Here is a 25,553-nt window from a genome sequence, read left to right as displayed (position 1 = left end):
CCTCATCACTCTCAATGCAATCTTGCGCGATCAGGCCCCGTTCAAGGCCTGACACTCGCTCAACTACAGTTGCCGGATGTAGCACCTCCCTTGGCGCTCCGAGTTCGACTGAACTTGGCAATCTTTGCCAGTGATGTCATTATCTCTGCAAAGGAGATATCATGGCTACCATGAATGTATCGCTGCCTGACGGTATGAAGGATTGGGTCGAGCAACAGACCCAAACCGGCCGATTTGGCAATGCCAGCGATTACGTGCGTGATCTCATCCGGAGGGATCAGGAACGCCAAAGCGGTATCGAGCGGTTGCAGCGTCTGATCGATGAAGGGCTGGAAAGTGGTATTAGCCCACGCAGCTTCGAAGACATCATTGCGGATGCTCGTTCTCGTGCCGGCATCGGCCACAAAGCTTGACCTATCGCTTATCTCGGCAGGCTGACACCGATATCGTCAGGCTCTATCTGCATGGCGTTGCGATGTTCGGCTTGCTGCAGGCTGAACGCTATCAAGCCGACCTGCAGCGCTGTCTCGATAATTTGGCTTCACAGCCCTTGATCGCCCGGGAACGGACGGAATTCCGCCCCCCGGTCCGTGTCCATTTCCACCAGGCACACGTTATCGTCTATGTGCTCGACGGATCCGGCATCCTGATTGTGCGTATTCTCCACGGCCGGCAGGATTGGGAGCATCTGTTGTGACTATTGCCGCGAATAGAGCCCCGTGAAGCGCACGTTCTCGCCGCCGCACGCATCATTGTCGATCACCGCGATATAGGGGCCGAGCTGGGCCATGCGGGCCGCGCAGCGTTTGGGCCCCGCATTGGCCTCTTCGTACCCCATCTGCTGGCCGCCATAATAGCCGAAGGCAAACTCCCGCTCGTTGGCGTCGCCCTCAACCTCGAACTCACCCGTATTGACGTAGGAGCCGGTGTCGTAGGTGGCATGGCCGCGCACGAACATGCGCCCGCCGCCAGTGGTCTTGATGGTGATGACCGAGCGCCCGTCATAGGTGCTCCAGCGTCCGTCCCAGCGCGGCTGGACCTGGACCCGCGAGAGCGACGAAAGCGGCAGCCAGCTCGCAATGTCGGTGCCCTTGCGGTCAACATAGTTGGCACAGGCGAAATCGCCCTCGATCTCGTTCACCACTACCTTGTCGCCCTCGACCAGGAAGGAGCGCTGCCGGCAGGCCGGCGAGAGGGACGGGCAGCTTTCGCGCTGGCTGGTCGGACCCTTGATGAAGAAGGTGCGCCCGCTCTCGGCGACCTCGTAGAGGCTGATGGCGGAAAGGTCGTTCTGGAAATTGAAGCCGCGGCAGACGCCGTTGGCGGCGAAGGCGGAACCGGTGGCGGCAGCAAGCAGAAGCGCGGCGCTCAGGCTGGAACGGAACATGTCTTTTTCTCGGATCATTGCTTGAAATAAAGGCCGGTGAAAGTGAGTTCAGGCCGCCGCAGGCATCGTTGTCGACCACGGCGATAGAGGGGCTAAGCTGGGCCATGCGTATGGTGCAGGTGCCGTCACCGCTGCGGGCATCCTCGATGCGCCCGTGCCGATGCCGGCATCCCGCGCGAGGGCAGGGGCGGCGGGAAGTAAGACGGAAAGCAAAGCGAAGGACAGCAAGCGGCGAATCATCGTGCGACCCTGGAAAAATCCATCGTCATGGAGCCGATTTTCCCGCCTTCGTCTATGCCTTCGGAAACGGTTGTCCTGCGTCGTGATTGACCAGGCCAGCAGGAGGATGCGGGTCGTCGGCATCGTCTAATTGTCGAAAAACAGCCGCGGCTCGTTTTGCTCGTTTGGGCCAATCCAGCAGTATTTGCCGGCCGCGAGCGATCGTTCCCAGGCCCGCGCGATTCGACTGCCTGCTATGGCCGCTTAGCGCCGGGAGCGGTTATATCAACATCGTCAGCGACGACTTCCCGTGTTGTCATAGCGCAGCGTGGCTGCTTCGACTTTGTCGCCATTGGCGGCTGCCCATGAACACAGGGCTTCAAACGGACCCCGCAGTGAATGGCCGAGTGGAGTGATTGCATATTCCACGCCAATCGGCTGCGTCGGGAGTACGGTCCTCGTCACAAGGCCGTTCCGCTCAAGCCTCTTCAAAGCGTCGGCGAGAGCCTTGTGCGTAATCCCATCGAGACGCCGCTTGATCTCGTTGAAGCGCGAGGGTTTGGGACAGATCACTATCAGGATCAGGATCGTCCATTTGTCAGCGATCTTGTCGAGCACCGGGCGAACCCGCGCCATCTCGCCAAGGGCGCAATGAGAAAGAGCTTCCAGGTCGGTATACTCATCCATATCTAGGCTACTCTAGGTGCGTAATTGATACCAGATATCCGGCGTATATCATGGCGAGACCATCAATTGAAAGGATTCACGATGGCTCGAATGAGTAACAAGGTTGCCCTGGTCGTCGGCGGCGCCAAGGGTATAGGCCTGGCGATTGCAGAGCGGCTTTCTGCGGAAGGGGCGAAGGTCTTCATCACCAGTCGTAGAAGTGAAGATGCCGAGAAGGCGGCCAAGGGTATCGGCCATGACGCGGTCGCCATTGCCGCCGATGCCAGTGTGCCCGAAGATATGGTGGAGGCTGTCGAAAAAGTGCGACAGGCATGCGGCCGTATTGACGCGCTCGTCTTGAATGCAGGCCTCTCCGAGCCTGCGCAAATAGCCGAAATAACGCCAGACCACTTCGACCGCCACTTCGGCGTCAACGTCCGCGGAATGGTTTTCGGCCTGCAGGCGGCTCTCCCCGTGATGACGGGAGGCGGGGCGGTCGTCCTCGTCGGATCCATCGCCGATAACGCGGGCTATTCTTCGTACGGAACCTATGCCGCCACCAAGGCAGCCGTCCGTTCTTATGCTCGAACCTGGACGGCAGAACTCGCGCCCAAAGGTATACGCGTCAACGTTGTTGCTCCGGGTCCAACGGATACGGAAATGATGGCCGCGGTTCCGGAAGACACGCGTGCGGCACTTGTCGCTCCGATCCCGATGGGGCGAATGGCGCGGCCGTCAGAAGTGGCTGCGGCCGCCTTGTTCTTGTTGAGCGATGAGGCGAGCTACATCGCCGGTGCCGAACTGTGCGTCGACGGCGGCTTGCGGCAGGTCTAAGGTCAAGGTGAACCGGTGTACCCGATCTGAGCCGGTCGGGTACAACAAACGCGCTCGATGACGGACCGACTTTACGTCGAAGCCGTTCAGCATCGAAAAAGCCACTGAACACCGAGTGCGATCATGTTAGTGCCTCGGTTCTCCACGACCCCGTCCACCTGTCGTGAAACGTCCTCTTCGGGCCAGAGGCAGTCATTGCAGGAACGAGAGGTAATGGCTGAGATGGGGGCCGGATGCCGAACGGCAGCTGCTTTCCGCCGACGATATATGTTTTCACGCGTTCAATCGGTTCCCGGTGCGCGGAAGAAGAAGCACCTCCGAGTGACGCATGAGACTGTAGGTTGAGGGCCTGAAAAACGGCGATAGCCTTTCTTTTCTCCCGACCCGGCAGCCCGGAAGGCAGGATCATCCTCCACATTTCGGTCGCCGATATCCCCGATAGGACCAGACCAGCAGCAGGATCCCGGCCGTCGACATCGTCCAGTAGTCCACCGGCGCCACCCAGAACCAATGGATATGCCAGGGCACGAATTCGGGGCTGAAGCGGGTGAGGCCGAAGGCCGGGTTGAGCACGAACCACAGGAAGTCCTCGCTCAGCCAGAAGATCATGATGCAGGCGATCACGCGCGCTTCCAGCCGCCAGGACCAGGTCCAGGCGAACACCAGCGGAAAATGGAAGAAGATCGCCATGAAGGGGAAGACCCAGGCGTGATAGCCGGTCATCGGGCGCCCGCCCCAGACAATGTCGAGCAGCCAGTGGTGCTCGATCCGCCAGGTCGGCAGGCTGGTGGCCCAGCCATGGCCGCCCTCGATCTGGATCTCGACATTGGCGAAGAAGAAGCCGAGCACCAGCACCATGGCGACGAGCGCCGCGGGCTGGGCGAGGGCGCCGCACCGGGCCGGGCTTGCGGAGCCGGGAATATCCAGGCCGGTCACCTCAGGGCCTCCAGCACGATGCGCATGGCGTCCCGACCGGCCTCGGGCCGGCCGAGCGCGCGGGCCTGGCGGCGCATCGCGGCGAGGCGCTCCGGCTCGGCCTTCAACAAGGCGACGTGATATTCCAGGCCGATCTCGTCGATCGCCTTCATCGCCGCCCCGTTCTCCATGAGATAATCGGCATTGCGCTCCTCCTGCCCCGGAATCGGGGCGCTGAGCAGCATCGGCACGCCCATGGCCAGGCATTCGGAGGTGGAGAGCCCCCCGGGCTTGGTGATGACGAGATCCGCCGCCGCCATCAGGCGCGGCACCTCGTTGGTGAAGCCGAGCGGAAAGAGGCGGCCCGGCCGGCTGGCCGCCAGGGCCTGGAGTTCCGCCAGCGCCTTCTGGTTCTTGCCGGCCAGCACCACGAGCTGGAGCTCGGGATCGGCAGCCGTGAGGCGCCTGGCCACCGGCCCGACGCCGAGGCCGGCGCCCCCGCCCATCAGGAGATAGGTGCGCCTGGCGGGATCGAGCCCGAAGGCGGCGGCGCAGGCCCCGCGCTCATGGTCCTGCGCGAAGGCCGGCATGATCGGAATGCCGGTGACATGGATCCTGTCTGCCTCGATGCCATGGGCCCGCAGCCGGAACGCGACCTCTTCATTGCCGGCGAAGAAGCCGGACATGCGCGGGATCACCCACATGCGGTGGAGGTCGAAATCCGTGATCTGCACGAAGACCGGCACGTCGAGCCGACCCCTGCCGACCTCGCGCATCAGGAGTTCGGCCGGCAGGAAATGGCTGCAGACGATGGCATCGGGCGCGAACGCGTCGATGGCGCTGCGCAGCGGCCGGGTCGACAAACGCTCCACCGCGCGCCGCAATTTCTGGGAGACCGCGTCGGGCGGCGCGTCCGAGCTCGCCTGGTAGAGCATGCCCCACAGGGCGGGATGCTTGGTGACGAGCTTGATGTAATAGTCGGTGTAGATCTTGCGGAAGGTCGAGGACACATAGTCCATCACGTCCAGATGCTGCGCCTTGGCATCGGGCGCCAGCAGGAGCGTCGCTTCCTTCAGGGCTTCGGCCGCCCGCATATGGCCGGCTCCGGCGGAGACGCTGAGAAAGAGGATGCGATATGATCTGGCCAAGGCGGCGGCTCCGTGCGCAAGGCGAAGACTTGGCGAGGCGCGGCCCGATTTGTCAACTGGACCGGGACCTTACAACCCGCTCTGCCAGGCTTTGACGCTGGCGATCGGATAGATCAGCATGAGGACGTTGAGGGTGAGGTTGTCGCGGATGGCGTAGAGGGCCAGCAGTTCGAAGAAGATGGCGAGCGCCACCGTCGCCCAGACGGGCAGGCGCGAGGCGATGAGGAAGCCCACCAGCATGAACAGGATGTCGCTCACCGAGTTCAGGATGCTGTCGCCCTCATAGCCCAGCGCGATGGTGCCCTCGCGATAGCGGTTGATGATCAGCGGGCTGTTCTCCAGGATCTCCCAGCCCGCCTCCACCACCAGGGCCAACAGGGCGCGAAAGCCGAGCGGACGGCTCCGTGCCAGCAGCCAGAACAGGCCGCAGAACAGGAAGCCATGGATGACATGCGAGAGCGTGTACCAGTCGGCGATGTGCTGGGAATTGTCGGCGGTGTTGGGATCGCCGACCCATAGTTTCACCGTGCCGCAGGTGCAGATCGGATTGCGGCCCATGGCAAAGAGGATCAGCGCCGCCAGAGCGATCAGGCCCGCACCGGCCAGCCAGAAGCGCAGCGCCGGGGCGGGGGTGGCGCTTCGCGCGACCGTTTCGGAGGAAGGATTCATGACGCGCCCGGTTTCCAGTGCAACAGGGCGTGTGTCCCACCATTGGCCGGCATTGGCAAGCCGGGACGGCACCGAGCGCGGCTTCGCAGCGAAGGCAAGCTGTCAGCCAGGCCCGCCGGTTTTCGCTATGGGGCCTGGCGTGCCGGCTCTCCCTTTCGTTACCGGCGTGCTGCCGGCAGGATGGAGGCGGCCGGCGCGTCCATCCTACCTGCTGCGTCAGTTTCCGCCGCCGATGCAGGTGGCGACATTCTCCGGCGTGCAGACGTCGAGGCCGGTATAGGTCGGGTCCTTGGGCGGGGCCTTGCCGTCCTTGATGTCTTTCAGGAAATACATGGCCTTGTAGCCCATCTCGAAGGGGCGCTGGCCGACATTGCCGGAGGCCAGCCCCGCCTTGAGCAGGTCGAGCTGCACGGGCAACGTATCGGCCACCACCAGGGCGAGCGCGCCGGATGCGATCTTGTCCTTGTATTTGCCGGCGACCTGCCGGTAGGCGTCGGGCAGGAATTGCGGGAAGCCGCCCGTCGGAATGAAGGCGTCGAGATCGGGATATTTGCCGAGCGTGTCCTCCATCTGCTGCACGGATTTGGGGAAGTCGTCGTCGGTGTAGAGGGGGCAGCCGTCGACCTCGGTCCAGCCGTTCTGGCCGGCGAGGCGCTCGCCGGGCGCCTGGGCGCTCTGTTTGCCGGCCAGGGTATCGCGGATGCCCTGCATGCGCTCATTGTGGTTGGCCGCTGCCGCGCCGCCGGACTGGATGCAGATCTTGCCGCCTTTGGGCTTGATCTTCATGGCGAGCTTGGCGAGGTTGACGCCGATCTCGTAATTATGCGTGCCGACATAGGCGAGGCGCTCGCCCTTGTTGTCGGCCAAAAGGTCCGAGTCCCAGGTCAGCACCGGGATCTTGGCGCCGGCCGCGCCCTGCAAGGCGGCCGCGATGGCCGGGGCGTTGGCCGGCGAGACGGCGATGCCGTCCACCCCCTTGGTGATCAGGTCCTGCACGATCTGGGCCTGTTCGTCGCCGCCGCCATGCTCGCCCGGGCCGACATAGAGGCATTCGATCGCGCCGCCCAGCTCTTTCTCGGCCTTCTTGCAGCCGGCCTGCGCCTGGTCGAAGAAGGGGTTGTTGGTGTTTTTCGGCACCAGCGCGAAGGTGAGCTTGTCGGCGGCAGAAGCGGCGCCGGCCGTCGCGGCGAGGCCGACGGCGAAGGCTGCCGTGGTCATCAGATATTTGAGCATCGTTTCCTCCGGATATTGCACCCTCCGGGCGTGCCCTCGGCACGCCCTTGGGCCATTCACACGACGCCGGTTCGACCGGTCATTCGCGTCTCTTGCCGCGGATCCTTTCGAGCAGGACCGCGAGAACCAGGAAGCTGCCGACGAAGACACCCTGCCAGTTGGAATCGACGCCGGCCATCAGCAGGGCATTGCGGATGACCTCGAGCAGGGCCGAGCCGATCAGCGCGCCGAAGGCGCCGCCTTCCCCGCCCATCAGATTGGCGCCGCCGATCACGGTGGAAGCGATGGCGCGCAGCTCATAGCCCGTGCCGAGGGAATTGATGGCCGAGCCGGCCCAGCCGACGCTGAGGATGGCGGCGATGGCGCCGCTGATGCCCGAGACGACATAGGCCTGCAGCTTGATGCGCTTGACCGGCACGCCGGTCAGGTTGGCAGCCTGTTCGTTGCCGCCGATGGCAAGGAGATGGCGGCCCCAGCTCGTCATGCGCATCACCACGAACAAGGCCAGCGTAAGGACGAGCAGCACCCAGACCGGATTGGCGATGCCGAGGATCGAGCCGGCGCCGATAGTCTTGAAGGCCGGGCCGCCGGGGCCGAAATTGTAGAGCATCTTGTTGCCCGAGAGCACCACGGCGACCGAGCGCGCCGCCGAGAGCATGCCCAGCGTCACCACGAACGGGGACAGCCCGACATAGGCGATGAGGCCGCCATTGACGGCGCCCGCCAGAGCGCCGGCGGCAAGGCCGGCACCGACGGCGGCATACCAGGGATAGCCGGCCTCCAGCGTGAGGCCGCAGGCGACCGCCACCAGGCCCATGATCGAGCCGACGGACAGGTCGATGCCGCCGGTGATGATCACCACGGTGGCGCCCAGCGCCATGATGCCGATGAAGGCGAAGTTGCGGGTGATGTTGTAGAAATTGTCCTCGGTGGCGAAGCGCGGCTCGCGCAGCGACATCAGCACGCAGATGACGATCAGCGCGATGGTGACCCAGAAGGCTTGGCTGGAGACCAGCGTCTGCCACAGCGACTTCTCGCGGATCGCCAGGACGGATTCGATGGAGACGCCGGCGCTGTCGCGGCTCGGATCGTTGCGGGAAGCGGGGGGCATGGTGTTCGTCATCGCAGCCTCATGCCACCTGGATGGCGCCGGTGATCAGGCCGGTCACCTCTTCGGGGGAAGTCCGGTCGATCGGCTTGTCCGCCACCTTGTGGCCGCGGCGCATGACGATGACGCGGTCACAGACCTCGAACACATCGGGCATGCGGTGGGAGATCAACACCACCGAAATTCCGGCATCGCGCAGGCGCCGGATCAGGCCAAGCACCTCGGCGACCTGGCGCACGCTGATGGCGGCGGTCGGCTCGTCCATCAGCACGATCTTGGCCTTGGAGAGCCGGGTCCGCGCGATGGCCACGGCCTGGCGCTGGCCGCCCGACATCTGGCGGACGAGATCGCGGGGACGGGTTTCGGATTTGAGCTCGGCGAAAAGCTCGCCGGCTTTTTGGATCATCGTCCCGTGGTCGAGCCAGCGGAAAGGCCCGATCCGCTTCTTGATCTCGCGGCCGAGAAAGACGTTGGCGGCGGCCGAGAGATTGTTGCACAGGGCCAGGTCCTGATAGACCACTTCGATGCCCTTGGCCCGCGCCTCGACGGGCTTGTGGAAATGCACCGTCTCGTCGTCCAGCATGATCTCGCCGGAGGTGGGCGGGAAGTTGCCGGCGATCAGCTTCACCAGGGTCGACTTGCCCGCGCCGTTGTCGCCCATCAGGCCGACGATCTCGCCGCGGCCGATGGTGAGGTCGACATCGGTGAGCGCCTTGATCGCCCCGAAGCTTTTTCCGACTTTTTGTAAGACCAGCAGCGTCATTGCGAGGCGCTCCCTCGTACCGATGGCACTATATTTGATATTGTCAGACGATATTGCACGTATTGCGCGAGATAACCCGCCGGCCGTGGTGGCCTTGAAGCCTGTCCTGTGGCGTTATGCACCTGACGGTGAGGCGGTCCGGCGCGCAGAAACTCAGTATCGTCTTTACGATCTTGTCTGAATTTCAATCATTGCGCGATCTAAGGGCGGCGCTGGCTGAAGCGTTCTTTTGACGAAACGCAAGCATTCATCGTCATGATGATAGATGTCACGGCAGTGCTTGTTTTCTGCACCGATTTTCTGCACTTGGGCCTCCCGATCCACATAGTGCCGGCGACTTTCAATGTCGTCTTGTTTATATTTGCTGTAGCCGCCCGATAGTGCTTGTCATCTGGCCGGGGTGTCAAGCCTCTTGCGCATAACGGCCGGGGCGCTCGCATGTGAGCGACCGGGTCATTCGCGGTCACTGGCAAGAAAGTCTTCGATCCTGGAAGAGATCCCATGCCTGCGGTGCTGCATGACTGCCGCATCGCGCACGGGATGACATGCGATGCGTGGCATGCCTCACTGCCGGTTGAGCAGGCGCTCCAGATAGTCCGTCTCCGCCTTCGGGCGGTTGGGATCGGCGAGGCGGCGGCGCAGTTCGTTCAGGACTTCGCCGGCGCGCCTGGAAGGCGAAGCCTCGGTGGAGCCGTCGGCACTGAAGTCGGGGCCATTGGGCAATTGCCGGCCGAGCGGATCCTTGCCGCCCCGATTGTTGCCCTGCTGCGGGCCCTTGCCGTTCTTGCGGGCCTGCGCCATCTGCTCGGCCAGCCCCTTGGCCGCCTTGCGCAGGGCTTCGATGGCCCGTCCCTGCGAATTGACGGCATTCTCGCCATCCTGCTCGCCAAGCTGGTTTTCGGCATCGCGCATGGCCTGCCCGGCCTCGCCCAGGGCACCAGGGGTCTCCGCGCCGCTATCGCGCAGATTCTTCTGCATCTTCTCCAATTGCTGGCGCAGCGCCTGCTGGCGTTCCTTCAATTGGTCGAGGGAGGGCGAAGCTTCGCCCTGTCCACCTTGGCCCTGCCCGCCCTGGCCCGTGCTGCCCGGCCCCTGTCCATTCTGGCCTTGGCGACCCTGGCCGGACGGGCCCTGTCCCTGTCCACCTTGGCCTTGATCGCCGAGTCCCTGGTCGCCAAGCCCCTGGTCGCCCGGACCCTGGCCATTCTGTCCCTGGCCGTCCTGCCCCTGGCCCTCTTGGCCCTGTCCTTCCTGTCCTTGCCCGAAAGGCTGGTTCTGGCGGTAGGTCTGGTCGCGCAGGCGCTGCTGGCGCAGGATCATCTTGCCCATGTCGTTGAGCGATTGCTGCATCTGCTGCATCGTGGGATCGCCCTGGCCGACGCTATCCTCGGGATTGGCCAGGTTGTTGAGGATGTCGTCGAGCTGCGAGAGCAGCTTCTGCGCATCGTCCTTCTTGCCGTTCTTGGCCGAATTCTCGAGCTGGTCGAGCAGCTTGTTCAGTTCCTCCGGCGTGATGTTGCGCACGGGCTTGTCGCCGGGTTTCTGGGTGTTCTTGAGGGCCTGCTGCTGGCGCTTGGCATAGTCCTGCAGGAAATCGTTGAGGGCCTGGCGCAATTCCTGGGTGAGCTTTTCGATCTCCTCGGGCGAGGCGCCGCGTTCCAGTGCCTCCTTCAGCTTTTCGCGCGCGGCCCTGAGCCGGCGCTCGGCGACGCTGCCGTCGCCTTCCTCGATGGCGAGCGCGATCTGCCAGAGATAATCGGCGGCGTCGCGATAGGCGTCATCGGAATTGGCGCGGTCGATCCGGTCGCGCACGGTGCGCAGACCGAGATAGAGGCCGGCATCCTTGGTGAAGTCTTCCGGCGCGATCATCAGCGCTTCCAGCGCATATTTGACCTCGCGGGCCTGGTTGGCATCGAGCGCCAGGGTGAGGCGCTGTTCCACCAGGGCGCGGGCGAGCGGGTTCTGGAACTCGCGCTGGGGCAGGGTGACGTCCTGAGGCTCGCTGCGGCCCTCATTGCCGGCATCGTCGCGTACCACCAGCGTCATCTTGACGGTGGCGCCGGCCAGCGGATCGGCCGAGAGATTGCGCGTTGCCGTCACCGTGCCGGAGCGGGCATGGCCCGCCGGCGCGGAGAGGGCGATCTTCGGCGGCTGGTAGAGCGGATGCCCGTCCGACAGCAGCGTGCTCTGACTCTCGACGGCGGTGGCGCCGTAATCATCGTCGATCTTGTAGCTGAAGATCATGCCGCCCTTGCCGTCGGGCTTCACCGGCCCTTCGAAGGCGATGGTGGGCGGTCTGTCGGGGATGACGGTGAAGGCAAAGCGCGTCAGGCTGCCGTCGCCATGGCGAATGTCGATGCCGGTGTCGGACATCAGCTTGAGGCGCTTTTCGACGACGGCGGCTTCCTGATCGGCGGGCGTCGAAGAGGGGACGTCCTCGGTGCCCGCCTGTGCCGCGATCTCGGCGCCCTTGTCGCCGGCAAGGCGAACCACGAGGACGGAGCCCTGCGGCACCGGGATCGGCGCGCCCTGATTGGCCTGCGAGAGGACCTGGGGGGCACGGCGCGTATAGGGCGGCGGCGTCACCCAGGCGTCCATGCGCATGCCTGACAGCTCGCCGTCCTGGCCCGAGAACAGCGCGGCGATGTCGTGCCGGGGAGAGGCGAGGGCATCGATGAGGCGCGGCAGGCGTTCGGCCCCCGCATAGAAGAAGCCGACGAACAGGGCCAGGATGGCGCCGACGCGCAGGCCATAGCGATCGAGCTGTGGCAGGCCGGGCGAGGGCAGGCCGAGGCTCACCCGGCGGCTCGCCTCCAGGGCGAGGCGCAGATGCCGGCGCCACAACGCTTCGGCGAGCGGATCCCCGCCGCCCTGCACCAGCCGGTCCTGCCGGGTGGTGGCCGGGCGATGCGGCAGGCCGATGGCCTCGTCGATGCGATGGAGAGCCATGTCCCGGCTGGGGAAGCGCAGCCGGGCGAGCGGCCAGAGCGAAGCGAGAAGGCCGGCAAAAAAGGCCAGGAAGAGAGCAAGACGCGGCAGGCCGGCGAGCACCCCGAACAGATCGAACCAGCTCAGTGCCACGAACAGGCCGATAACACCCACCGGCACGGCCAGGCGCGGCCAGGCCTGTTCCCAGAACAGGGCAAGCCTCGCACGTAGCACGAGCGTTTCGAAGGCGCGTGTGTCGCCTGCCGCTTCCTCGCTCATGCCTGCCTCGGGATCAGCCATGCATCATCCAAACATCTCGATCGGCAGCAGGATAGGCCGCCCAGCCGGGTGATTCCAGTACCTGCCTATCATAAGCCTGTGCGTGGCAAATCCATGTCCAAACGCATGTTTGCCGCCAAGCGCCTATTTTGAAGGGATGACTAGGCCAAAGGATACCCAGACCTTGCCCGGGATGGGCGCGCCGGCTGCGGCAGAAGCACGCCGATGAAGCAGCTCGCCACCAAATGTCGGCCGATGGGAATCTTAAAAGGAGAAAGTCAAATTCCACACGCTGCGGACAGCACCAAGGGGCTCAAATCCGCGGTATATTCGGCAAGACCGGCAATATCTGGTCCCGTTTTGACGGGACCGCCTTCTTGTCGGTCTATGATGCATGAGATCTTTGAGCGATGAGAGCGCTTCGGCATGATAACGCGTATAAATCGATCTTGATTGCGTTGTTTTTTACCGGAAGAAGAACAGCCAAAGCAAGATGATGATCGGAATGGGTATTCCGACCAGCCAGAGCAAAAGCGCGCGTCCCATTATACCATCTCCATTACTGATGCGGAACGGAGGAATCCGCTCCGGCTTTGAACAACCATTAACCGCGGGATTGGTTCCCGACGCGAAGGACGATGACCGCCAGGATCCTCATGATCCAGGGCATGGTCGGGCATGGGCCAGTCGCCGCCGGTGGCGGGGCTGTGCCGTCAGTCCATCGACCGCGGCCTGGGAGGCGCCTCCCCGGGCCGCAAAACACGTCGAACGAGGCCGCCATCACCGAGGAGAGTGGTCGAGCTGCGGCGGACCGGGCGCGGAATGTCGCTTCGGGCGTAGCGAATCGGCAGGCTTTGCGGCGCTGGATAGGGGTGATAGGCAAGCAACACCTGGAACGAGCCGAGCAGGACCGACACGCCCGTGAACCACGACAATGCCCGCCCCGACCGGCTCTATGAGGATCCGGATCTCGCCAGCTTCTATGACGTCGAGAACGAGTGGAGCGCCGATCGCGCCTGCTGCCGGTCTCTGGCGGCGGGCTGTGCTTCGGTGCTCGATCTTGGCTGCGGCACGGGCGATCTTGCGGCGGACGTGGCGCGCCAGCCCGGTTGCACCGTCTTCGGCGTCGATCCCGCCGCTGCCATGCTCGATATCGCCCGCCGCCGCCCGGGCGGCGACCGGGTGACCTTCGTGCAGGGGGACGGTCGTATCGTGCGGCTTGGCCGCCGTTTCGACCTCGTGGTGATGACCGGTCATGCCTTCCAGGTCTTTCTCACGCAGGAGGACCGCATCGCCGCCCTGCGCACGATCGCGGCGCATCTGGAGCCCGGGGGCCGTTTCATCTTCGACAGCCGCAACCCCGCCATGGAGCAGTGGCGGGAATGGACGCCGGAGCAATCGCGCCGGCGGATCGAGCATCCGCGTTTCGGGGCAGTCGAGGCCTGGAACGACGTCACGCACGATCCCGCCTCGGAGGTCGTGACCTACGGCACCCATTATCGCATCCTTGCCGACGGGCGGACGCTGTCGTCGCATTCGCGCATCGCCTTTGCGCCGCGGTCCGAGCTGGAGCGGGCGCTGGACCAGGCGGGCCTGGAGGTGGAGGCCTGGTATGGTGATTGGGAGCGGGGCCCCTCGACGCCGACATCGCCGGATTTCATTCCCCTCGGCCGGCTGCGCGGGAGCTCGGGGCATCGATGACCGCCAGAATCCTCATGATCCAAGGCACGGGCTCGGATGTCGGCAAGTCGCTGCTGGTGGCGGGACTGTGCCGTCATTTCGCCGACCGGGGCCTGAGAGTGCGTCCCTTCAAGCCGCAGAACATGTCGAACAATGCCGCCGTCACCGTGGATGGCGGCGAAATCGGCCGGGCGCAGGCGCTCCAGGCCCGGGCGGCGCGGGTGGCGCTCAGCGTGCATATGAACCCGGTGCTCTTGAAGCCGCAATCGGAGATCGGGGCGCAGATCATCGTGCAGGGCCGCATGCGCGGTTCGGCCCGCGCCCGCGACTACCAGGCGCTCAAGCCCGCGCTGATGGCCGACGTGCTCGACAGTTTCGAGTGCCTGAGAGCCGAAGCCGATCTCGTGCTGGTCGAGGGAGCGGGCTCGGCCTCGGAGGTCAATCTGCGCGCCGGCGACATCGCCAATATGGGCTTTGCCCGGGCAGTGAACGCCCCCGTGCTGCTCGCCGGCGATATCGACCGCGGCGGCGTGATCGCGCAGATCCTCGGCACGAAGGCGGCGATCGATCCCGAGGATGCCGCCCTGATCCGGGGCTTCATCGTCAACAAGATGCGCGGCGATGCCAGCCTGTTCGCCGACGGCATGGCCTTCATCGCGGAACGTTCCGGCTGGCCGGCCCTCGGCCTGGTGCCGCATTTTCCTCAGGCCGGTCGCCTGCCGGCGGAGGACGCGCTGGCGCTCGGCTCCTATGGCTCGCGCCGCGCCGGCGCCAAGCTGACCATCGCAGTGCCGATGATGCCGCGCATCTCCAATTTCGACGATCTCGATCCGCTGGCCCAGGAGGCCGAGGTCGATCTCGTCATGGTGAAGCCCGGCCAGCCCCTGCCGGTGGCCGATCTCGTCATCCTGCCCGGCTCGAAAGCGACCATTGCCGACCTTGCCTTCCTGCGCGCCGAAGGCTGGGACATCGACATCGCGGCCCATGTCCGGCGCGGCGGCCATGTCCTCGGCCTGTGCGGCGGCTACCAGATGCTGGGCAGACGCATCGCCGATCCCGACGGCATCGAAGGACCGCCGGGCGAGGTCGCGGGCCTCGGCCTTCTCGACGCCGTTACCCGCCTCGGCGGCGACAAGCGCCTGGTGGCGGTGAGCGGGCGCAGCTGCGCGGACGGGGTCGCTTTCTCCGGCTATGAGATGCATGTCGGCGTTACCGAGGGGCCCGCGCTCACCCGTCCGCTGCTGCGCTTCGACGACGGCAGCCTCGACGGAGCCGGCTCGGCGGATGGCCGCATCGCAGGCTGCTATGTGCATGGCCTGTTCGGCGACGATCGCCAGCGGGCCGCCTGGCTCGCCCGCCTCGGCGGGCAGGGCAGCAGCCTGGCCTATGAAGCCGTGGTGGAGGAGACGCTGGACGCTTTCGCCGCCCATCTCGCCAGCCATCTCGACATGACGGCGATCGGGCGGATCATCGGGCTGTAGGGCGAAGCCGCTAGCTTTGCTGGGTTTGGCGCGCGTCCGGTGGGTCGATCTCCAGATCCACCATCTTGGAAACGCCGGACTTGCCGGCGGAAAGATGCCGATCCCCGCTCCATCCGGAATTTCCTCACCCCCAGGCTCTCTCCCGAGCCGGGAGAGCGGGCGCTCCTACTGATACTGCTTGTAGATCAGGTAGAAGGTGAGGAGGCCGATCAAGGCCGACAGGATCACGCAGGCCATGTGATAGAGATCGAGCGCGCGACGGATGTCGGCCGCACCGGCATCGGCCCGGCCATTGCCCATATAGGCGTCCTCGACCAGGGTCTCGCCATAGATGCGGGGGCCGGCGAGGCGCAGGTCGAGCGCGCCGGCCATGGCTGCCTCGGGCCAGCCGGCATTGGGCGAGCGGTGCTTGCCGGCATCGCGCCTGACGGCAGCGATGGCGGCCCGCCCGCGGCGATGGCGGATGAAGGCGGCGGCGCTGATGATCAGGGCCGTCAGGCGGGCGGGGATGAGGTTCAGCCAGTCGTCGAGCCGGGCGGCGGCCCAGCCGAAGGCCTCGTGGCGGGGGGTGCGGTGGCCGATCATCGAATCGGCGGTGTTGATGATCTTGTAGACGGCGATGCCGGGCAGGCCGAACAAGGCATACCAGAACACCGGCGCCACCACGCCGTCGGAGAAATTCTCGGCCAGGCTCTCGATCGCGGCACGGCAGACACCCGGCTCGTCCAGGGTTTCGGGATTACGCCCGACGATCATCGAGACGGCCTTGCGGCCGCCGGCCAGGCCGCCGACCTCCAGCCCATGCGCGACATCCTCGACATGGTCGCCCAGGCTCTTGGAGGCGATCAGCGCGGAAGCGATCAGCCCGAGCGGAATGAAGCCATAGGTGATGGAAAGGCAGAGCCGTTCCACGATAATGCCGCCGAGCCCGGCGACCAGCACCAGGACACCGGTGGTAACGATGCCGGCGCCCCGACGGGTCGAGGGAGCATCCTCCGCAAAATTCAGGCGCCGGTCGAGCCAGCCGATGAGGGCGCCCATCCAGGTGACGGGATGGCCGATCCGCGCATAGAGCCAGCGCGGATAGCCGAAGATCATTTCGAAGGCCCAGGCGATCGCGAGACTGAGAATTCTAGAGAAAACATCCATCGATACGGCAAAACCAAACTTGATCGGCACCCAGCCCGTTCCGGGCCACCATGCCTCGCCAAGACTCAGAATTCGGTTAAGGATTTCCAAATTCCGCTCGGTCCCCACCCTTTCTGGGACTGAAGCCAGTCCCCTGGAACCGCGGATGGGGACACGCGCAGTCCCGGCAAGGGCACTGCACCATCGAGGCTCGGCCATCTTCAGCCAGCGGGCCTGGATATATGGCAAGTCCGCTTGACAGGAGGGAGGTACGAACACTAAATGGCGACGCTTCCGGGCAGCCGGGGCTGTAGCTCAGTTGGGAGAGCGCTGCAATCGCACTGCAGAGGTCGTGAGTTCGAATCTCATCAGCTCCACCATCCCGCTTCGCGCTCCAGGCGAGGCAGGAACCCCCGAATAGCCAACAAAGCCTGCATGTTTTGCGCAGTGGCCTGCCAATGGCGCGCGCCGTTCCGCCTCACATTAAGTTTACGCAATGGCATGTGCGGCGGGCATTTCCTCCACCGAAACGCCGATTGGTCGTTCCGAAAAATGCCTTGGACGCGCGAAGCACCAAAGCAGAAGCGGCGATGCTGCCGGCGGGTAGGGCGTCGCGCACGGTGGGCTGGAGCGGCCGATCATCCTCGCGGCCTCGGTTTTCTTTATGCCGCCCTTATGCGATCGGCCTAAAATAGGACGATCTCCTGATTTGAAGGTCCCTATCCGCCGGCCGTATGATGGCGCGGCTGGCAGGGCTTCGAAACGATCGAGGATGAGAATGAGAGCGTCGGTTGCCGAACTCGGTGAGGCGCTGGCTTTCAATCGTTCCGGCGGCATTATCGACGATCTTCCGCTGCAGCTGATTTCCTCGGAGCAGATGGCCGAGGAGGTCCAGGATGCGGCGCTTGCCGCCATGGACGATAATGTCGCCGGCTACTTTGCGACGGCCACGATCCCCGCCACGAGACGCATCCTGCAATGCGAGGTTCCCCTTTTCGGGCCGCTGGCCGCATCGAGCCTGCTGCCGAGCCACAGCCATTTCCGCCTGCCGCCAGGAGTGCTGGGCGCGGAATGGAGCCTCGGCCTGCTGATGGGCGATTCCTATCCCGATCCGCACCGGCCGGTGACCTTGGCGCTGATCGAGGAGGCCATCATCGGCTGCGTGCCGATGATCACCATCCTCGGCCGCCGGGTGAGGGGCGGCGTGCCGCTCAATTCCTGGACGGCGACGGCCGATTTCGGCCTGCATGTCGCCTCCGTCAGGGGAGCTCCGGCCTTTGACCGGCACCTGGCCGACCTCAAGGGGCTGGAGGTCGTCGCCAGCATGAACGGGGCCGTGGTCGGCAGGAGCCGGGGCGAAAGGGTGATGAGCGACATCGGGGAGGCGATTGCGAGCCTCTCGCTCTATCTGGCGCGTCGCAGCCGGCAGGTGCCGCCGGGCAACCTCATCGCCATCGGTGGCGGGCCTCTGATCCTGCAGGCGGTGGTCGGCCAGGCCTTCACCGCCGATTTCGGCGACCTGGGGGCAGTCGAGGTGGTGTTTGGCTGAGAACTAACTACTCGGATCTCGAGGCGAAGCGCCCTGCCGCTCGAGTTCGTCGATGAGCAGGCGGGCATGCATCGACAGGCCGGCGAGGGACCTTGCGCAGACGACCAAATGGCGATCGGCCCAGCCGTCGCTGAGGCGCAACACGGCAAGGTGGGGGCTGCCATAGCGTTCGACGGCGGCAAGCGGCAGCACGCCGACGCCGATGCCGGCCTCGACGAGGCGGGCCACGGCATCGAAGCTGCGCAGCCTGACGCGATAGGCGATGCGCCGCCCCAGGCGGGCGGCATGGCGGGCGAGATGGTCGGTGAGGGCGCCGCCGGCCAGGCCGACGAAGGGCTCGCCGATCAACTCGGCAAAGCCGATCTCCGGCCGGGCCGCGAGCGGGCTGGTGCCGGCGGTGATCGCCACCAGGCGATCGACCCCGAGGGAGCGCGTTTCCAGCGCCGCCAGATCGGCGGTGGCGGCGATCACGCCGAAATCGGCCAGACCGGCCCCGATGGCTTCGACGATCTCGGTGCTGGTCCTTTCCTCGATGTCGATGTCGACGCCGGGATGGTTGGCGAGGAAGACGCGCAGCGCCGCCGGCACCAGTTCGACCAGCCCCGCCGTGTTCGAGAGTATGCGGATCTCACCCTTGAGACCGGCGGAGAAGGTGAGAAGCTCGCTGCGCATCTGCTCGACCTGGGCGGTGATGGTGCGGGCATGATGCAGCAGCGCCCGTCCGGCCGCGGTGGGCTCGACGCCGCGGCGGCTGCGGCTGAACAGGGCGGCGCCGAGCACGGCTTCCATGCCGCTCACCCGGGCGCTGGCGGAGGCCAGCGCCATGTGCATGCGCTCGGCCCCGCCGGAAATGCTGCCCGCCCGCACCACCGCCTCGAAAAGGCGCAGGTCGGTGAGATCGAAACGCATGGTCTTTTCCTTCGGCTTTTCCGAAGGAAAGGGGCGGATCTTCCCGATTGTCAATCGGCTGGCCAAATGTCAGGAAGCCCCCATGTCCGATTTTCTCCTGCTCACCGGGGTCGGCCTGCTTGCCGGTGCGATGAACGCCATGGCGGGCGGCGGCTCCTTCGTGACGCTGCCGGCCCTGATCGCTGCTGGCGTGCCTTCGGTTGCAGCGAATGCTTCGAGTACTGTGGCGCTCTATCCCGGCGGCGCGGCCAGCGCCTATGTCTATCGCAGCGGCTTCGATCCGATCTGCGGCGCACCGGCCGGATGGATGCTCGCCGTCACCCTGGCCGGCGGCCTTGCGGGTGCGCTCCTGCTCCTGTGGACACCGACGTCGATGTTCGACCGGCTGCTGCCCTGGCTGCTGCTGGTCGCCACCCTCATGCTGGCGGGCGGGCCGCGGCTCGGCACCGCCTTGCGGGCGCGCCTGGCGGCCGGGCCGGCCGTGGTCCTGGCGATCCAGGCCCTGCTCGGGCTTTATGGCGGCTATTTCGGCGGCGCCGTGGGCCTGATGATGATCGCGGCCTGGAGCCTGCTCGACGGCGCCGACTTCAAGGCGCTGAACCCGTCCCGCACGCTGATGGTGACCGCCGCCAACAGCGCCGCCGTGCTCTGCTTCGCACTCGCCGGAGCGGTCGAATGGCACGAGACCCTGCTGGTGGGCGGCGGGGCTCTCCTCGGCGGCTATCTCGGCGCCCAGGCCGGCCGGCGGCTGCCTTCCGCTGCCGTGCGCTTCGCCACGCTGGCGATCGCGACCGGCATGACGGCGGCCTTCTTCATCAGGGCCTATGCGTGAAAGCGAATTTGGAAACGATCGTTCTCTTTTAGGCCGGTCCTCAGCTTTCCCTTTCCAGCCGCGTCTTCTTTTTCTATGGTCCGACCAATGGCGCGGCGGGCGATGCCCGCCGCCTTCAGTCTTCGGAACCGACCTTCATGACCTCCAAGCCGGCGAGCAGTTCCATCCTGGCCTTTCTCGTCGCCGGCGCCTATTTCATGGAAATGCTGGACGGCACGGTGGTGGTCAGCGCCCTGCCGCAGATGGCCGAGTCCTTCGGCGTGCAGCCGATCGACCTCAATATCGGCATCTCCGCCTATCTGCTCACCCTGGCCGTGCTGATCCCGGCCAGCGGCTGGGTCGCCGACAAATATGGCCCGCGCGCCGTGTTCGGCTGGGCCATCGTGATCTTCACGCTCGCCTCGATCCTGTGCGGCCTCAGCCCCAATCTGTGGACCTTCACGGCGGCCCGCATCCTGCAGGGCGTCGGCGGCGCGCTGATGGTGCCGGTCGGGCGGCTGATCGTGCTGCGCAACACCGCCAAGCAGGACCTGATGCGGGCGATCGCCACCATCACCTGGCCCGGACTGGCGGCGCCCGTGCTCGGCCCGCCGATCGGCGGCTTCCTCGCCACCTATGCGACCTGGCATTGGATTTTCTTCCTCAACGTGCCGCTCGGCATTCTTGGCTTCATCCTCACCATGAAGCTGATTCCCGCCGGCAAGCCCGATGGCGCCAAGCCGTTCGACTGGACGGGCTTCGTGCTGATCGGCATTGCCTGCTTCGGCCTGATGTATGGCCTGGACCTGATCTCGCGGCAGGACGGCTCGATGGCGCTGGCTGCGATCTGGCTGGCCGCCAGCGCCGTGGTCACGACGGCCGCCATTCTTCACGCCCGGCGGGCCGAGCATCCCCTGGTCGACCCCTGGGCACTGCGCATCCGCAGCTTCTCCATCACCATCTGGGGCGGTTCGATATTCCGCGTCGCCATCGGCGCCGTCCCCTTCCTGGCACCCCTGATGTTCCAGCTTGCCTTCGGGCTCGACGCCTATCAGGCCGGCCTTTTGGTGCTGTGGGTGTTCGCCGGCAACATCGTGATGAAGCCCTTCACCACGCCGGTGCTGCGGCGCTTCACGTTCCGCCAGGTGCTGCTCGGCAACGGCCTCCTCAACGCCGTGCTGATCTCCTCCTATGCGCTGCTGACGCCGGCGACGCCCTTTGCGCTGATCTGCGCCCTGCTGTTCGCCAGCGGCCTGACCCGCTCGATGCAGTTCACCGCGCTCAACACCATCGCCTTCGCCGAGGTGCCGGAAGCGCGGATGAGCGGGGCGAACACCCTCTTCAACGTCGCTCAGCAGATGTCGATGGGCCTCGGCGTCGGCGTGGCGGCCGCGGCGCTCAGGCTGGCCGAACTCTGGTTTCCGGGCACGAACGGCTCGCTGCCGCTGATCGATTTCCAGATCGCCTTCGCGGTGATCGGGCTGATTTCCTTCGTCGCCATCCTCGACATGATCGGTCTCGATGCCCGGGCGGGCAACGAGCTCAGGGTCCGGCGGGCCGGCGCGAAATAGCACTCCGATACCAGCGGCGCCTTGGCGCGGCTTTCGCCGATTGACAGAGCCGTTCTCTTTGGAAACAGTCAAAGAAAGCAAAGCGTTTTGCGACGTGCCGCAATCGGCCGGAAGCGCAAGGACGCGCCGATCGGGGGAAAGCCATGTGCCATCTGTTCGCCTCCCAGCCGCCGGAGACCTATGAGACGCATACGCGCTCGGTGCGTATCGGCGGGCATGCCACCTCGATTCGCCTCGAAGCCGTCTATTGGGACATTCTGGAGGAGCTGGCTGTCGACCAGGGCATGTCGCTCGGGCGTTTCGTCACCCGCCTGCATGACGAAGTGCTGGACCTTCACGGCGACGTCCGCAACTTCACCTCGCTCCTGCGCTGCTGCTGCCTGAAATATGTCGCCGAGCTGCGGCCTGCCGCCTCGCGCCGGCCCGCCGCCTTCGACCTGGTCGCCGCGGAGTAGGACAGGGCCGCCGCCCTCACGTTCTCCGGGATCCGTGCTGCAACCCGGCCTATTTTCCGAATTCTCGACGTGTAATGCAATATTACTACCCGGTGCCTGAAGCCGGCACCTAACCTCCCGTCCATAGTCGGTAACGAGGCAGGCGGTGATGATGGGTGGAACGCGGGGAAGGATGGGCAGGGTGCTTGCCGCGATGGCGGGAGCCTGGCTGCTCGGCATCTGCGCCGCCCAGGCGGACGATGATCTCGCGGCTGCCCAGAAGCAGTTCGTCACCAGTTGCGGCACCTGCCATGTCGTCGACCCCAAGGCGGGGCCGCGCCAGGGGCCGAACCTGGCCGACCTCATCGGACGCAAGGCGGGAACCTATCCGGGCTACAAATATTCGGCTGCCCTCGCCAATGCGGGCTTCACCTGGGATGCCGACAATCTCGACAAGTGGATCACCAATGCCCAGGCGTTCAAGCCGGGCACCACCATGCCCTATCGCCAGGCCGATCCCGCCAAGCGGGCGCGGATCATCGCCTATCTCAAGTCATTCAGCGTTGAAAAGTAGAGGCCAGTTGCCATGGGCATGATTCACAGCATGATCCGCGTTCTCGACGAGGAGCGTTCGGTCGATTTCTATCGGAAGGCCTTTGGGCTTGAAGTCGCCGGCCGTTTCGCCTTCGAGAGCTTCACCCTGATCTATCTGAGCGACGAGACCGGCTTCGAACTGGAGCTGACGGTCAACAAGGGCCGCACCGAACCCTACCAGCTTGGCGACGGCTATGGCCATCTGGCGATCTCCGTGCCGGACCTCGAGGCGGCCCATGCGAAGGTGGCCGCCCTGGGCCTCAGCCCCGGCGATTTGAAGACGCTCTCCTTCCCGGATGGCTCGGGAGCCGCGCACTTCTTCTTCATCCAGGATCCCGACGGCTACAAGATCGAGGTCCTGCAGCGGGGCGGGCGCTACAAATAGCCTGCCGGCCGCCAGCGCGCGGCCGCCCGGCATGACAAGAATGGCAGACCGGGGCGCCGATGGCAGCCCCGGCGCAACAAGCAGGGAGGACAACATGAAGAAAGCCAGGCAGGCAGGCGAACTGTCCCGTCGCGGTTTTATCGTCTCGGCCGCGACCGGCGTTGCGCTGGTGGTCGCCGGCGGGGCGCTCTACTGCCCGCGGGAGGCCTGGGCGCTCGAAGCCGGCGCGCTGAAGCCGGAGACGTTGGAAACGCTGGTCCGGATGTCGCGCGACATCTATCCGCACGACCGGCTTCCCGATCGCTATTACGCCATTGCCGTCAAGGATTTCGATGCCAAGGCCGGCAAGGATGCGGCGAGCAAGGCGCTGTTCGAGGATGGCGTGACTACGCTGGACGGGCTGGCCGCCGCGGCGGGGGGCACGCGCTATGCCGACCTCGGCTGGGAGGAGGAGAGGCTGGCGATCCTGCGCAAGATCGAGCCATCGCCCTTCTTCGCCACGGTGCGTTCGGGCCTGGTGGTCAGCCTCTACAACCAGAAGGAGGTCTGGCCCCTCTTCGGCTATGAGGGCTCCTCCGCCGACAAGGGCGGCTACATCAACCGCGGCTTTTCCGACATCGAGTGGCTTTGACCCCGGTCGGCGCAGACCGGATTCCAGCCCTTATTTCCTCCGGACGGCCTTTCCTCCGGCGGCACCATTCCCTGAGCTAAGCGCGTTTCGGCGAGAACGCATTTTTACTCTCATTCTTTGGTTCGACGCGTCCTTGCGTCCTGAGACGAGATCGTCTTGGCGCAGGATGCCTTGGAGGAGACAGAACCATGGCAGCCCCTTTTGATCTGAACGACGATTCCGTCGTGGTGATCGTCGGCTCCGGCGCCGGCGGCGGCACGCTGGGCACCGAACTGGCCCTCAAAGGCGTGAAGGTCGTGATCCTGGAAGCGGGGGGCCGCTACGAGATCGAGGATTTCGTCAACGACGAATGGGAAAGCTTCGGCCAGCTCGCCTGGAAGGACATGCGCACCACCTCGGGAAGCTGGCGGGTGCACAAGGACTTCCCCAATCTGCCGGCCTGGATCGTCAAGGCGGTCGGCGGGTCCAGCGTGCATTGGGCCGGCGCTTCGCTGCGCTTCCAGGAGCACGAATTCAAGATCCGCTCCACCTATGGCAGTCTGCCGGGCGCCAATCTCCTGGACTGGCCGATCACCCTCGCCGAGCTCGAGCCCTATTACGCCAAGGCCGAGGACAAGATGGGGGTGACGCGCACCAACAACATTCCCGGCCTGCCCGGCAACAACAATTACAAGGTGCTGGAAGCCGGCGCCAGGAAGCTCGGCTACAAGGAAGTGCATACCGGGCGCATGGCGATCAACAGCCAGCCGCGCGACGGGCGTGGCTCCTGCCAGCAGATCGGCTTCTGCTTCCAGGGCTGCAAGTCCGGCGCAAAATGGTCGACCCTCTACGCCGAGATCCCCAAGGGCGAGGAAACCGGCAATCTCGAAGTCCGGCCGAACAGCCAGGCGGTGAAGATCGAGCATGACGCGAAGGGCAAGGTCACCGGCGTGGTCTATCTCGACAAGGACGGCAAGACCCAGCGCCAGAAGGCGCGTGTCGTGGCTGTCGCCGGCAATTCCATCGAGAGCCCGCGCCTCCTGCTCAACTCTGCCTCGAACCTGTTCCCCGATGGCCTGGCCAACAGCTCCGGCCAGGTTGGTCGCAACTACATGCGCCATACCACCGGCTCGGTCTATGGCGTGTTCGAAAAGCCGGTGCACATGTATCGCGGCACCACCATGGCCGGCATCGTCAGGGACGAGGCGGGCCACGATCCCAAGCGCGGCTTTGCCGGCGGCTATGAGCTGGAGACGCTGTCGCTCGGCCTGCCCTTCATGGCCGCCTTCCTCGATCCCGGCGCGTGGGGGCGTTCCTTCACCTCGGCGCTCGACAGCTACGACCACATGGCCGGCATGTGGATCGTCGGCGAGGACATGCCGAGCGAGGCCAACCGCATCACCCTGCATGCCTCCGCCAAGGACAAGGCAGGCATGCCTGTCGCCAACGTGCATTTCGACGACCATGAGAACGATACCGCCATGCGCAACCATGCCTACCGGCAGGGGCGGGCGATCTATGAGGCGGTCGGCGCCGTCAGGACCTTCCCGACGCCGCCTTATCCCTCCACCCACAATCTCGGCACCAACCGCATGAGCGCCAAGGCGTCCGACGGCGTGGTCAACAAGCACGGCCAGACTCACGACATCAAGAACCTGTTCGTCTCGGACGGCAGCCAGTTCACCAGCGGCGGCGCCGAGAATCCCACCCTGACCATCGTGGCGCTCGCCATCCGCCAGGCGGATTTCATCGCCGCCAGCATGAAGAAGGGGGAGCTGTAGATTGGATGGGCGAGAGGCATCGAGGGTGCCTCTCGCGCCACATGATCCGGTTCATTCCGTGACCAGATGGCTCTTGCAGACGGCGCTGGGCGGGGACTCCCAGGGGCCGCGCGGGTTCATTTGGGCGGTGTAGCCCTGATAGTCGCTGATGGTGCGGACGCAGTCGGCATAGGCGAGTTCGCCCCTGCAGCGCTTCATCGCCGGGGAATTGTCCGCGAGGCCCTTGGCGCGGCAGATCGAGGTGTAGCCCTCGTCGACAAGCCGCCGGCTCTGAGTCTGCTGGCACCCGATCTTGTCTTGTGCGCTGGCGCATCTGGCGGCGGCGTCTTGACGGACTTGCCGCTTGTCGATGCCGCTTCCCGAAGCGCATGCCGCCAGGGCCATGCCGAGGACCGTGACGAAGAAGAGGGCGGCCGGGAAGGGTATGCTGCCCCGCGGAGGCTGACTCAGGTGATTGGCGGGCATGTTCGG

General features: G+C 65.3%; 25 protein-coding genes and 1 tRNA gene. 14 read left to right on the top strand and 12 right to left on the bottom strand.

Translation table 11 applies throughout. The features are described 5' to 3' along the window. Positions 1-161 precede the first annotated feature (161 nt). Entirely contained in the window at positions 162-413 is a 252-nt protein-coding gene (locus tag J8I29_RS21615) for a type II toxin-antitoxin system ParD family antitoxin (RefSeq protein WP_105863976.1), read from the top strand. Continuing rightward, positions 410-697 carry a type II toxin-antitoxin system RelE/ParE family toxin gene (locus J8I29_RS21610; protein ID WP_209433221.1) on the top strand — a complete coding sequence of 96 codons (288 nt, stop codon included), beginning with the start codon at positions 410-412 and terminating at the stop codon, positions 695-697. Before J8I29_RS21615 ends, J8I29_RS21610 begins: the two co-directional genes overlap by 4 nt. Here the strand turns inward: J8I29_RS21610 and J8I29_RS21605 are convergent, their stop codons facing one another. Both J8I29_RS21605 and J8I29_RS21600 read right to left on the bottom strand, forming a co-directional pair. Beyond that, positions 698-1,387 carry a hypothetical protein gene (locus tag J8I29_RS21605; protein WP_209433220.1) on the bottom strand — a complete coding sequence of 230 codons (690 nt, stop codon included), beginning with the start codon at positions 1,385-1,387 and terminating at the stop codon, positions 698-700. A gap of 513 nt (positions 1,388-1,900) precedes the next feature. Then, complete coding sequence (locus J8I29_RS21600; protein ID WP_209433219.1) at positions 1,901-2,293, bottom strand: helix-turn-helix domain-containing protein; 393 nt, start codon at positions 2,291-2,293, stop codon at positions 1,901-1,903. An 81-nt stretch (positions 2,294-2,374) separates the two neighbouring features. On the opposite strand from J8I29_RS21600, the gene J8I29_RS21595 reads away from it, so the two are divergent. Continuing rightward, positions 2,375-3,106, top strand: coding sequence for an SDR family oxidoreductase (locus J8I29_RS21595; RefSeq protein WP_209433238.1), 732 nt, complete (start codon positions 2,375-2,377; stop codon positions 3,104-3,106). 405 nt (positions 3,107-3,511) lie between these two features. Here J8I29_RS21595 and J8I29_RS21590 read toward each other — a convergent pair whose 3' ends face one another. From J8I29_RS21590 to J8I29_RS21560, 7 genes are all read right to left on the bottom strand, one after another. After that, complete coding sequence (locus J8I29_RS21590; protein ID WP_209433218.1) at positions 3,512-4,042, bottom strand: hypothetical protein; 531 nt, start codon at positions 4,040-4,042, stop codon at positions 3,512-3,514. After that, complete coding sequence (locus tag J8I29_RS21585) at positions 4,039-5,169, bottom strand: glycosyltransferase (protein ID WP_209433217.1); 1,131 nt, start codon at positions 5,167-5,169, stop codon at positions 4,039-4,041. The genes J8I29_RS21590 and J8I29_RS21585 overlap by 4 nt, the downstream gene beginning before the upstream one ends. 69 nt (positions 5,170-5,238) lie before the next feature. After that, positions 5,239-5,838, bottom strand: coding sequence for a DUF2585 domain-containing protein (locus J8I29_RS21580; protein WP_105863980.1), 600 nt, complete (start codon positions 5,836-5,838; stop codon positions 5,239-5,241). Between the two features lie 216 nt (positions 5,839-6,054). After that, on the bottom strand, positions 6,055-7,071 hold the full coding sequence (locus J8I29_RS21575; protein ID WP_105863981.1) for a sugar-binding protein: 1,017 nt from the start codon (positions 7,069-7,071) through the stop codon (positions 6,055-6,057). 79 nt (positions 7,072-7,150) lie between these two features. Continuing rightward, positions 7,151-8,194: an ABC transporter permease gene (locus J8I29_RS21570; protein ID WP_245197233.1), complete on the bottom strand. Its 1,044-nt coding sequence runs from the start codon at positions 8,192-8,194 to the stop codon at positions 7,151-7,153. Between the two features lie 7 nt (positions 8,195-8,201). Then, entirely contained in the window at positions 8,202-8,942 is a 741-nt protein-coding gene (locus J8I29_RS21565) for an ATP-binding cassette domain-containing protein (RefSeq protein WP_209433216.1), read from the bottom strand. 564 nt (positions 8,943-9,506) lie between these two features. Beyond that, positions 9,507-12,170, bottom strand: a complete 2,664-nt coding sequence (locus J8I29_RS21560; RefSeq protein ID WP_209433215.1) for a TIGR02302 family protein — start codon at positions 12,168-12,170, stop codon at positions 9,507-9,509. A gap of 900 nt (positions 12,171-13,070) precedes the next feature. On the opposite strand from J8I29_RS21560, the gene J8I29_RS21555 reads away from it, so the two are divergent. After that, a complete protein-coding gene (locus J8I29_RS21555) occupies positions 13,071-13,850 on the top strand; it encodes a class I SAM-dependent methyltransferase (protein WP_209433214.1) in 780 nt (259 codons plus the stop codon). Further along, positions 13,847-15,310 carry a cobyric acid synthase gene (locus J8I29_RS21550; protein ID WP_245197232.1) on the top strand — a complete coding sequence of 488 codons (1,464 nt, stop codon included), beginning with the start codon at positions 13,847-13,849 and terminating at the stop codon, positions 15,308-15,310. Before J8I29_RS21555 ends, J8I29_RS21550 begins: the two co-directional genes overlap by 4 nt. Positions 15,311-15,475: 165 nt before the next feature. Here the strand turns inward: J8I29_RS21550 and cbiB are convergent, their stop codons facing one another. Further along, positions 15,476-16,459 (bottom strand): adenosylcobinamide-phosphate synthase CbiB, encoded by a 984-nt coding sequence (gene cbiB / locus J8I29_RS21545; RefSeq protein ID WP_105864215.1) that lies wholly within the window; start codon positions 16,457-16,459, stop codon positions 15,476-15,478. Between the two features lie 283 nt (positions 16,460-16,742). On the opposite strand from cbiB, the gene J8I29_RS21540 reads away from it, so the two are divergent. Beyond that, a tRNA-Ala gene (locus J8I29_RS21540) sits at positions 16,743-16,818 on the top strand. Between the two features lie 398 nt (positions 16,819-17,216). Beyond that, a complete protein-coding gene (locus tag J8I29_RS21535; RefSeq protein WP_209433213.1) occupies positions 17,217-17,987 on the top strand; it encodes a hypothetical protein in 771 nt (256 codons plus the stop codon). A gap of 3 nt (positions 17,988-17,990) precedes the next feature. Here J8I29_RS21535 and J8I29_RS21530 read toward each other — a convergent pair whose 3' ends face one another. Continuing rightward, positions 17,991-18,896, bottom strand: a complete 906-nt coding sequence (locus tag J8I29_RS21530; protein WP_209433212.1) for a LysR family transcriptional regulator — start codon at positions 18,894-18,896, stop codon at positions 17,991-17,993. An 82-nt stretch (positions 18,897-18,978) separates the two neighbouring features. Between J8I29_RS21530 and J8I29_RS21525 the strand changes: the two genes are divergently transcribed. The 7 genes from J8I29_RS21525 (at position 18,979) to J8I29_RS21495 (ending at position 25,082) form a co-directional block, all read left to right on the top strand. Then, positions 18,979-19,728, top strand: coding sequence for a sulfite exporter TauE/SafE family protein (locus J8I29_RS21525; protein ID WP_209433211.1), 750 nt, complete (start codon positions 18,979-18,981; stop codon positions 19,726-19,728). A gap of 137 nt (positions 19,729-19,865) precedes the next feature. Next, positions 19,866-21,278 (top strand): MFS transporter, encoded by a 1,413-nt coding sequence (locus tag J8I29_RS21520; RefSeq protein ID WP_209433210.1) that lies wholly within the window; start codon positions 19,866-19,868, stop codon positions 21,276-21,278. Positions 21,279-21,421: 143 nt separating this feature from the next. Then, entirely contained in the window at positions 21,422-21,733 is a 312-nt protein-coding gene (locus tag J8I29_RS21515) for a ribbon-helix-helix domain-containing protein (protein ID WP_068289590.1), read from the top strand. 172 nt (positions 21,734-21,905) lie between these two features. Then, positions 21,906-22,286 carry a c-type cytochrome gene (locus J8I29_RS21510; protein ID WP_245197231.1) on the top strand — a complete coding sequence of 127 codons (381 nt, stop codon included), beginning with the start codon at positions 21,906-21,908 and terminating at the stop codon, positions 22,284-22,286. Positions 22,287-22,316: 30 nt separating this feature from the next. Further along, complete coding sequence (locus J8I29_RS21505) at positions 22,317-22,691, top strand: VOC family protein (RefSeq protein ID WP_245197230.1); 375 nt, start codon at positions 22,317-22,319, stop codon at positions 22,689-22,691. Positions 22,692-22,785: 94 nt separating this feature from the next. Next, complete coding sequence (locus tag J8I29_RS21500) at positions 22,786-23,322, top strand: twin-arginine translocation signal domain-containing protein (RefSeq protein WP_245197229.1); 537 nt, start codon at positions 22,786-22,788, stop codon at positions 23,320-23,322. Between the two features lie 188 nt (positions 23,323-23,510). After that, positions 23,511-25,082, top strand: a complete 1,572-nt coding sequence (locus J8I29_RS21495) for a GMC family oxidoreductase (RefSeq protein WP_209433206.1) — start codon at positions 23,511-23,513, stop codon at positions 25,080-25,082. A gap of 51 nt (positions 25,083-25,133) precedes the next feature. On the opposite strand, the gene J8I29_RS21490 is transcribed toward J8I29_RS21495, so the two are convergent. Beyond that, positions 25,134-25,547, bottom strand: coding sequence for a hypothetical protein (locus J8I29_RS21490; protein WP_209433205.1), 414 nt, complete (start codon positions 25,545-25,547; stop codon positions 25,134-25,136). Positions 25,548-25,553: the final 6 nt, after the last annotated feature.

The organism is Labrys sp. LIt4 (assembly GCF_017813775.1).
Taxonomy (GTDB): Bacteria; Pseudomonadota; Alphaproteobacteria; order Rhizobiales; family Labraceae; genus Labrys; species Labrys okinawensis_A.
Note: the sequence above shows the minus strand (reverse complement) of the source record. Positions and strands in the feature narration are given on the sequence as shown.